Annotated in this window: 13 protein-coding genes and 1 riboswitch; of the genes, 7 read left to right on the plus strand and 6 right to left on the minus strand. The window is 41.0% G+C overall.

Features of this window, described 5'->3' with window-relative positions; genetic code table 11:
* The 4 genes from DWZ40_RS12445 to DWZ40_RS12460 all read right to left on the minus strand — a co-directional run.
* Positions 1–269: antirestriction protein ArdA (locus DWZ40_RS12445; RefSeq protein WP_182431741.1), on the minus strand; the 269-nt coding region annotated here is incomplete at its 3' end.
* 127 nt (positions 270–396) lie between these two features.
* On the minus strand, positions 397–618 hold the full coding sequence (locus tag DWZ40_RS12450) for a hypothetical protein (protein ID WP_002570387.1): 222 nt from the start codon (positions 616–618) through the stop codon (positions 397–399).
* Between the two features lie 51 nt (positions 619–669).
* On the minus strand, positions 670–1,881 hold the full coding sequence (mobT, locus tag DWZ40_RS12455; RefSeq protein ID WP_347560086.1) for a MobT family relaxase: 1,212 nt from the start codon (positions 1,879–1,881) through the stop codon (positions 670–672).
* 164 nt (positions 1,882–2,045) lie between these two features.
* Positions 2,046–3,443: an FtsK/SpoIIIE domain-containing protein gene (locus tag DWZ40_RS12460; protein WP_118543346.1), complete on the minus strand. Its 1,398-nt coding sequence runs from the start codon at positions 3,441–3,443 to the stop codon at positions 2,046–2,048.
* Between the two features lie 141 nt (positions 3,444–3,584).
* On the opposite strand from DWZ40_RS12460, the gene DWZ40_RS12465 reads away from it, so the two are divergent.
* Positions 3,585–3,851: a hypothetical protein gene (locus tag DWZ40_RS12465; RefSeq protein ID WP_117845358.1), complete on the plus strand. Its 267-nt coding sequence runs from the start codon at positions 3,585–3,587 to the stop codon at positions 3,849–3,851.
* A gap of 120 nt (positions 3,852–3,971) precedes the next feature.
* Here DWZ40_RS12465 and DWZ40_RS12470 read toward each other — a convergent pair whose 3' ends face one another.
* Positions 3,972–4,349, minus strand: a complete 378-nt coding sequence (locus DWZ40_RS12470) for a YdcP family protein (protein ID WP_117845359.1) — start codon at positions 4,347–4,349, stop codon at positions 3,972–3,974.
* 21 nt (positions 4,350–4,370) lie between these two features.
* On the minus strand, positions 4,371–4,685 hold the full coding sequence (locus DWZ40_RS12475; RefSeq protein ID WP_118543347.1) for a YdcP family protein: 315 nt from the start codon (positions 4,683–4,685) through the stop codon (positions 4,371–4,373).
* A gap of 1,139 nt (positions 4,686–5,824) precedes the next feature.
* Here DWZ40_RS12475 and DWZ40_RS12480 point away from each other — a divergent pair.
* From DWZ40_RS12480 to DWZ40_RS12505, 6 genes are all read left to right on the plus strand, one after another.
* Positions 5,825–6,037, plus strand: coding sequence for a DUF6219 family protein (locus DWZ40_RS12480; protein WP_117649891.1), 213 nt, complete (start codon positions 5,825–5,827; stop codon positions 6,035–6,037).
* 3 nt (positions 6,038–6,040) lie between these two features.
* The gene (gene bcp, locus DWZ40_RS12485) at positions 6,041–6,496 is read left to right on the plus strand and encodes a thioredoxin-dependent thiol peroxidase (protein ID WP_118543348.1); all 456 of its coding nucleotides are present in this window, start codon (positions 6,041–6,043) and stop codon (positions 6,494–6,496) included.
* Positions 6,496–7,248 carry a peroxide stress protein YaaA gene (yaaA, locus tag DWZ40_RS12490; RefSeq protein ID WP_118543349.1) on the plus strand — a complete coding sequence of 251 codons (753 nt, stop codon included), beginning with the start codon at positions 6,496–6,498 and terminating at the stop codon, positions 7,246–7,248. Before bcp ends, yaaA begins: the two co-directional genes overlap by 1 nt.
* A gap of 125 nt (positions 7,249–7,373) precedes the next feature.
* Positions 7,374–7,769 (plus strand): transcriptional repressor, encoded by a 396-nt coding sequence (locus DWZ40_RS12495; RefSeq protein ID WP_118543350.1) that lies wholly within the window; start codon positions 7,374–7,376, stop codon positions 7,767–7,769.
* Entirely contained in the window at positions 7,762–8,943 is a 1,182-nt protein-coding gene (gene rbr, locus DWZ40_RS20335) for a rubrerythrin (protein ID WP_118543351.1), read from the plus strand. The genes DWZ40_RS12495 and rbr overlap by 8 nt, the downstream gene beginning before the upstream one ends.
* Positions 8,944–8,970: 27 nt before the next feature.
* Entirely contained in the window at positions 8,971–9,930 is a 960-nt protein-coding gene (locus tag DWZ40_RS12505; RefSeq protein WP_118543352.1) for an L-lactate dehydrogenase, read from the plus strand.
* Positions 9,931–10,387: 457 nt separating this feature from the next.
* A riboswitch (cyclic di-GMP riboswitch) is annotated at positions 10,388–10,463 on the plus strand.
* Positions 10,464–10,837: the final 374 nt, after the last annotated feature.

A 10,837-nucleotide genomic window follows, 5' to 3' on the forward strand; every position in this document is an offset into this window, starting at 1 on the left:
CGCTTTTGTACCACATCCATTTCATAATAGAGGGGCGTTCCCTGCATTTCCTGTATCATCCGGCAAAGGGCGTTGATTTCCCAGAGCCTTGTGTTGCCCTCCAATGGAAACGGCAGCTCATAGTCTTCAATTTCGATTTCTTCCTCACTCTGAACTCCAAGACGTTCCCTGATTTCTTCAAAATCCACAGGACAGGAAAACCATGCCCCAGGATATTCCTCAAAATCTTCATGGTAAAACCTTGTGGTGTTCAGGATGTAGATTCTCATTTCCTCAATCAGTATCACGTCCTTTCTCTGTCAGGTTTTTGGGGAGTTACGCTCCCCAAGCCCCTAGTGGACTTCCGCCATGAAGCAATCAGAGCTTGCTACATAACGGAAGTGTAACAAGGGTTTCCTATGCACCGATAATCTTATTGAACAGTTCCAGTAAGATGTCCTTTACACCGTCCGCATTGAAGACCAGACCGACCGCTACAAGGGACACCACCAGAAAACCGATAAGTTTGGAAAATTCCCTCTTAAATCCGAGGTACAGTCCAATCACCACGATTGCCAGCAGCACAAGGGACTGGGCGTTGGATAAAAACCAGTTGTAAAGATTCTGTCCGAAATTCATAAAAGCTCCTTTCTTTCCTGTAAGATTCCTTAGGTTTCAAGATTGCCGCCGTTAAAGCACCACCTCCTTTGCAGCGGCGGCTTGCTGCTTCAGGATTTTTTCGTGCTTCTTCGTCAGCCTTGCATGGGTGATGATGTCATGGACAATCTGGGTGTGGTTCAGCTTATCCAGACGGAGAGCCAGCTTTAACGTGGGGGCTACCTGATGGGAGAGCCAGTGCAGGGTGCGTTCAAAGGAATAGGGTTCCGGTTTGGTTGTCAGTTTCAGACTTCCCCTGTGTTCCCCTATAAACCACGCCCATTCCTCATTGATACGCCAGTCAGAACGGGGCTTTGTATTGTCCCTGTCCACGAACCGGACATAGCGGTTGATAATTTGAAAGGCTGTCCGTTCTGGATTGTCATGTTCTAACAGGTCACGGATGGCGTAAAAGGCACGCTCATTTTTCAGCCGGATTTCAAAGCGGTTCTTTACCTCTGCGTCTTCAATGGGAATATCGTGCTTTTTGTACTGCTCATAGTCCTTTTCGTAAATGCAGAAGTACACCTCACTTTGGAGGGAGCCGATATACAGGGTGTTCCCCATACATTCTTTTTCCTCACGCCGTACCAGTTCACCGCTGCGGTAGCTTTTGAAGCTGCGGAAGACCGAGATACATTCCTCATTCCGGCACTTCTCTGTCAGATGGGGAATGTTCAGGATTCCCGTTTTGTCATTGATGGCGAGGTCAAGCCGCTTCATCACGCCGTCCTCCATGAGAACATCCATAAAAAATTCATACCAGCTCCGTTCCTGTGCCAGAAGATAGCTTTCAAACTGGCGGCAGCCACGTCCTTTCAGCTCCAGCAGCACCCCTTTTTCCAGTTCCGGCGATACCAGAACGAAAATATCACCCAGATAGTAATGTTCTGTGTAAGAATAGAAGCTGTAGTCTTCATGGATAAAGTAGGGGAGTTTTAGCCGTAGCACGTCTTCCACGATATGCTTCACATCCGTAGTGGGAAAGCGAATCCTCACATAGTCAAAGAGCATTTCAAGGGGATTGTCTGGATTGAAGCGTTCCAGAGCTTCCGTGATGGTTTCCTGTAATGCTTCGGATGGGTGAGCCTTGCCCGTTTCAATATCACTCAGGTACGGACGGGTAATTCCGGCAGCTAGGGCAAGTTTCTGTTGTGAGATACCGTAAACTTCCCGTTTCTCTTTGATGTCCCGTACCCATGTTTCTTCATTCAGTGAAAATCCCTCCTGTCTAAAAAAGCGTATGTCAACTTTCAGAGCCTTGTTGACATACGCCGGATATGGGAAAAATCCCTTGTGTATCGTGGGATTCTGCCCTGTTGTTTGATTGTTGCCTGTCGATTTGTACCCCTCTGTTAGATACGAGGGGTTCCTGCTGGCGTGCCTTACGGCACACCAGCCACAGCAGGTCAGTCCGCTTCTGCGGCTTTCGCTTCGCACGCCGCCTGCACTTCCTGCCTGCTGTCTGTCAGTTTTTTTATTTCTTTGAGGAAATCGTGTCCTTTTGGTACTAGGGGCGTGTAAAATTCCGAGATAACGCTGGTTCCCACATCCACATAGCCACGCCCTTTTATCTGTTTTAGGAAGAAGTCCTTTGTAGTTTCCCCGAACATCATCCCATAGCCCATTTCCGACATCCTCCCCAGAGCCACACGGAAATTGAACTGGTCACGGATTCCGTCCCCCAGATACTTTGCGTCTGGACGCTGGCAGGCGAGAATCAGGAAGAAACCAGCCTGCCGCCCAAGCATAACGATTTGTTTTAATTTGTTGAGGACGGCGGCGTTTTCCTTTGTGCCGAGCATTTCCATAAATGCCACATATTCATCAAAGATAAGGAAATGTGCCGAAAGTCCCAAGTAAGCGTAGTTTTCCCCTGTCCGGTAATTCTCCATGAGCTTCATGTCTTCGCTGCGTTTCATCATTTCTTCATAGAAACGGTCAATGCAGGCGAGCATATCTTCCTTTTTGTAGTACACATCCGGCATAACCGCCTGTAAATCCGCAAGGTCAGCGTTCTTTGGGTCTAACACGAACAGGACAGCGTTGGTGCGGAGCAGGGCTTCAATAAGGGTCAGGATGAAGTAGGTCTTTCCGCCGCCGGTTCCTCCGGCAATGAGCATATGGGGGAGCTTGTCATACTCCCACCAGACATTTTGCATAAGCCGGAGCCTGCCGTCCTTTGCCTGTACATCCTCAATGGAGATACGGTTGGCAATAGTATCATAGAGCAGGGTGTACTCCACATAGGAATCCTTTAATTCCTTATCCGTCAGCTCACAGTACAAGCCGCTTTCCAGCTTTCTCTCCAAGTTTAAGAGCTGTTCCTGATATTTCCCCAAGGTGATTTCTACACGGATATGGAGCAAGCCCTGTTTCATCCGGTAGTAGATTTTGGGAAAGTAAGTAATGGTTTCTTTGGAACGGCTGGAAGACAAGTCCTTGAAAAAAGCGTCTTCTTTTCTCTGCTCTGATTCATACCACTTGTTTTCCAATACCATCCTTGCCAGCTTTTGACGGTGGATGAGCTGCTTTACTTCATCCCTGCGGTATCGCCAGAACAGAAGAACGGCTGTAAGGCACACCATTCCTGCCACGCCCATGCTGAATAGCAGATAAGGGAGATTTACATCCTGTGTTATCTGGGAGAGGGACACTTCCTGCCAGTTGGTTCCGGCAATTTGCCGGATATGAAACAGCAGGACAACCAGCAGGAAGACAGGGAACAGGGCGGCAAGGGCAGTATGGGACACAAGGTCTTTATCCGTGGGACGGATACGTTTTCCACGGGGGAAAAATGGTTTCATACTGAAATCCTCCTTTTCATAAATTAAATTTTTAATCTTGACAAAAAGAATGAATAAGTGTTATACAATAAATATAACTAGATGATACCGGCATGAAAGTAGATTCATGTTGCTAACCTCAAACAGCTAAGGAGGATTGTTATGAAAAAAATTAAACATTCTACTACTTTTTCTTTTCATCGAGAGAAAACAGATACAAAAACAGAGTTATTGTTATCTCTAACAACGTCATCAACGTCTAAATCGACTTTTGATTCATCGAACATGTCAGCAATACCCAAAATCGGTAAGCAACTAATATCTTTTATTCTTACTAACTATAATAAGATTTTACCGTTCTGTTCCACTATACAAGATAGTTTGCTTATTGATTTAGTTATATTTTTATTGATTGAAAACTTTTTATAATAACTTATGAAAGGTGTAGCCGAACTACTCGCTGTATGAGTAATTCGGCTACTAAAGGTTTTGGATGCTATGCAAAAAATCTTGACCTATGTTATTTATATTCAGTAACCATGTCTATTCCTATTTTCTAACTACTTCATCTTTTTTCGGCTGCTGCGGATTCATGGCAGCCCCTTTTTTCAGGACAATATCCTCCGCCTTGATGTACCAGTCCACCTCTGCTCCCTGAAAGGTAGCCGTTGCTACGGTATCCGCCACAGGATTGATAATTTCTACCTCTGCGTTGTAATCGAACTCCTTTAACGGCACGCTGGCAGGGATGGAAACCTGAATCATACGCCCCTGCCCTCTGGATTTTAAGTCATAGGTACGTTCTTTGATTTCTTCTGATACCGAGCCGTCTTCATTCTGGAGGTGAACCTCACGGCGGAGGGCAGAAAACTTCAATGCTCCGAATGTTGCTTCCTTGTCAATCACGATTCCGTTTGCTAATCTCATAGTCTGATGTCCTCCTTTTCCTTACGCTTTTACCATATCGTCAGCGTGTAAAATGTAGTTGGTAAAGCCCCTTGTGCCGATTTTATAGCCCTCTGCGGTGATACGAGGATTGACGAGCTTCACACGTTCCTCAAAGTCAAAATCTTTCTCTCCTGCTTCAGCAGGGAGGATAACCACAATATCATCTGCCCTCTGTACGTCTGAATAAAGATTGAAGCTGCGAGAGAGTACCGCCATGCGTCCGTTGATTCTTCTCTGTTCTGTTTTGTCTTCTCCGGCAAACTCCAAGTTGCCAAATGTTTTTTCCATGTTGGGGATAACGAATTTTAATTCCATATAGATGTATCTGTCCTTTCTGAATGTTGTGTTTGTTGGTTTTGGGTTCTGGTCTGGAAGCGGAGGGGAACGCTCCAGCGGTGGTGAGTTCTTCGTAGTATCACATCCTTTCTGGGGCTATTGAAGAAATTACAGGGGTGTGATATTATCTAAGTGTTAAAAATTAAATGGTCATGGTTAGGATTGTTAGCTTGTATTTTCTCATGCAGCTCTGTCATGTACTCCCAACAACTTAAAAGTAGATTTCAGTGGAGATTTATAATATCAGGAGGTACGGTTATGACAATAATAACGACTGTAAAAAGCATTATGGTGGGCAACGGAATTTCTGGGAATTTTTGCTAAAGTGTGCAGGGGCAGTGGGAAAAATTACGGCTGGCATGACATGAAGAATCCGGGAGGGTCAAATCTCCAATTCCCATCGGGGCTGTTTTCAGCCCCATTTAATTTTGAAACAAAAAATAGACGCTCATTCTTGAACGTCTATTTTGGGATGATATTGAGGTTTGCTGGTCTATCTTATAAAATCTGAATGTACTTCGATTGCATTTTTATTGCATTTTTTATTTTTTTTCATATAAATTTTAGTGGTTGATAGTTCCTGAAAATGCCTTAAAATCAATGATTTTCACTTATATAGCATACTGTCTGTCTGGAGTTTGAATAACGGACAGAACGCCGGAGATGCTGATAAAATGGGCATTTCCGGCGTTGTTTTATGTCGGTTGGCTCTAAAATGACTCTAATTATTCTTGACAATAGAAAGTATGTGGAGCGTGTTTTCTATTGTATAGATGTTTGTCTCTGCCGTAGGCAATGACAACTATATTTACGGGACGTTCAACGTCCAGGATTTCACGTGGAATCGGCATTTCAGGCCCTCCTTTTATATAGTCTTATAATATCATATATAGTCTCATCGGTTGGGAAAGTTGTAATAGATGGACAAGAGATGAAATAGTAATTTCCTGAAGGTAAGCTTTGGGTTAGATTTTTCAAAGAAAAATGATAGGATAACAATACATAGTTTTAACCATGATATTCTGAAAAATTTATAGGAATGCGCTATTATCAAATTGACACAGGAATGTGGTAGAGTATAATTACAATTGAATACACTGAAAAAATGGAGGAATTACATGAAAGCACATAAATATTGGTCAGTTGGAGCATTAATTACAATGTTTGGGACTTATTACACTGGATATAAAAAGCTAAAATCAAGTCATAAATACTTTGCTTTAAGTTCTATGTTATGTATGGTAATGGCGATATATACAGGTCATAAAATGATTACTGGGAATAGAAAAGAAAAGGCAAAAAAAGAGAAAGTTACAGATAGGGAGGAATAAATAATGTTGGAAGTAGGAATTAAGGCACCTGATTTTGAGTTGCCAGATCAAAATGGGAAAATACACAGATTATCGGATTATACAGGAAAAAAAGTGATTTTGTATTTTTATCCAAGGGATAATACACCAGGATGTACGAAGCAGGCATGTGGTTTTTCCGAGAGATACCCTCAGTTTACCGAAAAAGGTGCAGTTATTCTTGGAGTCAGTAAGGATTCTGTAGCGTCTCACAAGAGATTTGAGGAAAAATATGGATTGGCATTTACACTTTTAGCAGATCCAGAGCGAAAAGTTATTGAAGCTTATGATGTATGGAAAGAAAAGAAAAATTATGGCAAAGTATCTATGGGAGTAGTAAGAACCACATATCTTATTGATGAACAGGGGGTTATTATAAAGGCAAATGATAAAGTCAAGGCTGCAGATGATCCTGAAAATATGCTTAAGGAATTAGATTAATGAAGATAATATTATCCCCTGCTAAAAAGATGATTACAGATACTGACAGTATTGAACCGGATGCATTGCCTGAATTTATTGAAAAGACGACAGAGATACAAAGTTGGTTGAAAAGTAAGTCAAAAGAGGAACTGAAAGGCATTTGGAAATGTAATGACAAGATTGCAGAACAAAATTTCAATAGATTGGGAAATATGAATCTTTATCAGATGCTCAGTCCGGCTGTTTTATCATATGAAGGAATTGCTTTTCAATATATGGCACCATCTGTGTTTGAAGATATGCAGCTTGAGTATGTGCAAAATCATTTGAGAATATTGTCTGCATTTTATGGTGCTCTGAAACCAATGGATGGTGTGACACCTTATCGTTTGGAAATGCAGGCAAAGATCAGGATTGGAGATGCCAAAAATCTGTATGAGTACTGGGGTGACTTGTTATACCGCTCAGTACTAGATGACAGCAGGATTATCATTAATCTTGCATCAAAAGAATACTCAAAATGTATAGAAAAGTATTTGACACCACAGGACAGATATATTTCGGTTACATTTTGTGAAGCTTCTGGAGATAAAATGGTAACAAAAGGTACATATGCCAAGATGGCTCGTGGTGAAATGGTCAGATTTATGGCAGAAAATAATATTGAGAATCCGCTGGATATTAAGAAATTCGACAGACTTGGTTATTCATTCCGTTCTGATTTATCATCAGAAACGGAATATGTTTTTGAACGAAAAATAAAACAATGATTTAGATAAAAGATGCTCAGCATGGGCATCTTTTAATAATAATAAGAATTATTACTATGTTATTGACAATATAATAATGATGATATATAATCCTTATTAAGAACAAATCCTAATAAGGAGGACGGATGACGAGTAGGAGAAATACCATTCAAAAAGATCTTGTAAGAAATGCCGTATACGAAATGAGAAGACATGTTACAGCAAATGAAGTGTATGAATTTATAAAAGCAGCATATCCTACGATCGGAAAAGGAACTGTATATAGAAATCTTGATATATTGGTAGATGAGGGTTCGTTAAGGAAGGTTGAAGTTCCGGATGGACCGAATAGGTTCGATTTTTCATTGAAAAATCATTACCATGTCAGGTGTGCAAAATGCGGTGAAGTTTCAGATGTGGATATGGATGAAATACCGGATTTGCTGGAAAGAATTCATAACACTCATGGAATCGAATTTTTGGATTATGATATTTCATTTAAAGGTATTTGCCTAAAATGCAGGGAGGAAAAAAATGGATAGGAAAGCAATGTATAAGTTGAGTTATGGATTGTTTGTACTGACTGCCAGGGAAGATGAAAAAGACAATGGATGTATTATTAATACAGCCATTCAGGCAGCTTCAGAACCGAACCAGTTAAGTATCTGCGTCAACAAAGCAAATTACACGCATGACATGATTCAGAGAACTGGAAAATTCACAGTATCAGTCTTAAGTCAGAAGGCACAGTTTGAATTGTTCAAATATTTTGGCTTCCAATCAGGAAGGGATACCAATAAATTTGAAGCATTTGAAAAGTGTGCTAGGGGTACAAATGGTATTTATTATATTACAGAAGGTACAAATGCATACATTTCTGTAACAGTTAATAAAACGGAGGACTTAGGATCACATACAATGTTTATCGGTGAGATAACAGATATGGAAGTTTTAAGTAATGTTCCTTCTGTCACGTATGATTATTACCAGAATAATATTAAACCTAAGCCACAGGCAGTCGGAAAAACCGAGGATGGGCAGACAATATGGCGTTGCAGAATTTGTGGATATGAATATGTAGGAGAAGAATTACCGGATGATTTTATATGTCCTTTATGTAAGCACCCAGCATCAGATTTTGAAAAAATAGTAAAGAAAACGGAGAAAAAAGAAATGGTAGCAAACAAATACGTAGGAACACAGACTGAGAAAAATTTACAGGAGGCATTTGCAGGGGAATCGCAGGCAAGAAATAAGTATACCTATTTTGCTTCTGTAGCGAAAAAGGAAGGCTACGAGCAGATGTCAGCATTGTTTTTAAAAACCGCAGATAATGAGAAAGAACATGCAAAGATGTGGTTCAAGGAATTAGCAGGAATTGGTGATACAAAGGAAAACCTAGCGGCAGCGGCAGAAGGCGAAAATTATGAGTGGACAGATATGTATGAAGGCTTTGCTAAAACAGCTGAGGAAGAAGGATTCCCTGAGCTTGCAGCAAAATTCAGGGCAGTAGGTGAGATTGAGAAGCACCATGAGGAAAGATATCGTGCACTTCTTAAGAATATTGAAACTGCTAAAGTTTTTGAAAAGAGTGAAGTTAAAGTATGGGAATGCCGTAACTGCGGACATATTGTGGTAGGAACTAAGGCGCCTGAAATATGTCCGGTATGTAATCATCCACAGAGCTATTTTGAAGTACATGAAGAGAATTATTAAGGGGGTGAGATTATTACGAAGAAGAAAGTGATTAATTCAAAAAAAGCAGTAATGATAGGCTGCGGCTTTGTTGGTTCTGCATCGGCATTTGCCCTGATGCAGAGTGGCTTATTTACAGAGCTTGTCCTTATCGATGCAGACAAGAACAAGGCAGAGGGAGAAGCAATGGATATCAGTCATGGTATTCCGTTTGCCAGTCCGATGAAGATATATGCTGGAGATTATGATGATGTAGCTGATGCTGCAATTGTTGTCATATCTGCCGGAGCGGGGCAAAAACCGGGAGAGACAAGGCTTGATCTAGTAAATAAAAATGTAGCAATATTTAAGTCAATCATTCCTGAAATAGCAAAGAGAAATTTTGCAGGTATCATGCTTGTAGTAGCGAATCCGGTAGATATTTTGACACAGGTAGCCATAAAGTTATCAGGACTCCCGGAAAACAGGGTTATTGGATCGGGGACAGTGTTAGACAGTGCGCGATTAAGATATAAGCTTGGTGAGCATTTATCTGTGGACAGCAGGAGTGTTCACGCATTTATAGTAGGTGAGCATGGAGACAGTGAAGTTGTAGCATGGTCATCAGCCAATGTATCCGGTGTTCCATTGAGTGAAATGTGTGAAATGCGTGGACATTACAAGCACAAGGAAAACACGGCAGAAATAGCTGCAGCAGTCAAGAACAGTGCTTATGAGATTATAAACAAAAAGCACGCTACATATTATGGAATTGCAATGTCTGTAAAAAGAATCTGCGAAGTGATTATGAGAGATGAAAAATCAATACTCCCGGTATCGCATATGATTCATGGAGTATATGACATTGACGGAGTATCGTTAAGTATGCCGGCTATTGTAGGTGCAGATGGCATTGAGTCTGATATACCTATTAATTTAAGTGGAGAGGAAGCGTTAAAGCTTAAGAAATCCGCAGATTCTTTGAAAAAGATTATAGAGACAATTGAACCTATATTATTCACGGCATAGCCGTGAATAATATAGGTTAAGCTGACTTCTCATAAAAAATCTGAGGTTATGGCATAGGAAAGAGGCCTCTGAATATTTGGTATGCGAGACTAAATTTCCCAGTCCTCACTGGGAAGAATCATGGCGTAGGAAAACCTGCCGTCGCTGATCACACTTGAAAAAATATGTACAGCTTTGGGCGTGACATTATCGCAGTTTTTTCAGGAAGGTAATTCAGAAAATCTGACAGAAAAACAGAAAGAAGTTCTGGGGATATGGAACGATCTGAGTACAAATGAGCAGGAAACAGTAATGTCAATGCTGCGTGGACTTCGGAAGTAGAAGAACAGTTCGAGTATATATATATCGGCTGTTCTTTTTTTGTTTTCAGGCGTTAAAACGGTAATGTTTTTCTTGTGTACAGTAGAGCGCTATAGTATAATAAAACCAGTTTTTTACATAAGTTTAAAAGCTATAATAAGGAAATCGGCAAACCAGATGAAAGTCTGGGACGCAAAGCTACAGGGCCTGTAAAATGGCAGCCAGTTGCATGAAATGAGGTGCACTGTCTGTCTGACAGTGTTTTTTTACGGTGTTATTTCATAGACGTAACAACAATGATTTTATCAGGAAAGAATAAGGAAAATAAAAGTATGAAAAAGGCAAAACGTTGTCTGATAACAGTGGTGTCAGGTGTTCAGGATTATGAAACGCAATGAACCAGATCATCCAAAGATCATCCAAAGGATTATCGGGAGACTATCGGAAGATCATTGGAAGATCGTATCATTGTACTGGATGCAGAAGGAAAGACGGACTGTGAATACAGCACGGACGAGTCTCTGGCTAATGAGATTACGGAGTATCTGCAAAAAGAAATTATCATGGATTTTGCCGGATATGAAGAAAGATCTTATTCAGAACGGTT

The sequence above is a fragment of the Clostridium sp. AF32-12BH genome (genome assembly GCF_003477935.1).
Taxonomy (GTDB): Bacteria; Bacillota; Clostridia; order Lachnospirales; family Lachnospiraceae; genus Brotaphodocola.

Bases quoted from the DNA above. Each gene is read 5' to 3' on its own strand.
- DWZ40_RS12470 (WP_117845359.1), bottom strand. From the start codon at position 4,349: ATGAGATTAGCAAACGGAATCGTGATTGACAAGGAAGCAACATTCGGA.
- yaaA (WP_118543349.1), top strand. From the start codon at position 6,496: ATGAAGATAATATTATCCCCTGCTAAAAAGATGATTACAGATACTGAC.
- DWZ40_RS12475 (WP_118543347.1), bottom strand. From the start codon at position 4,685: ATGGAATTAAAATTCGTTATCCCCAACATGGAAAAAACATTTGGCAAC.
- bcp (WP_118543348.1), top strand. From the start codon at position 6,041: ATGTTGGAAGTAGGAATTAAGGCACCTGATTTTGAGTTGCCAGATCAA.
- DWZ40_RS12480 (WP_117649891.1), top strand. From the start codon at position 5,825: ATGAAAGCACATAAATATTGGTCAGTTGGAGCATTAATTACAATGTTT.
- DWZ40_RS12465 (WP_117845358.1), top strand. From the start codon at position 3,585: ATGAAAAAAATTAAACATTCTACTACTTTTTCTTTTCATCGAGAGAAA.
- DWZ40_RS12495 (WP_118543350.1), top strand. From the start codon at position 7,374: ATGACGAGTAGGAGAAATACCATTCAAAAAGATCTTGTAAGAAATGCC.
- DWZ40_RS12450 (WP_002570387.1), bottom strand. From the start codon at position 618: ATGAATTTCGGACAGAATCTTTACAACTGGTTTTTATCCAACGCCCAG.
- rbr (WP_118543351.1), top strand. From the start codon at position 7,762: ATGGATAGGAAAGCAATGTATAAGTTGAGTTATGGATTGTTTGTACTG.
- DWZ40_RS12460 (WP_118543346.1), bottom strand. From the start codon at position 3,443: ATGAAACCATTTTTCCCCCGTGGAAAACGTATCCGTCCCACGGATAAA.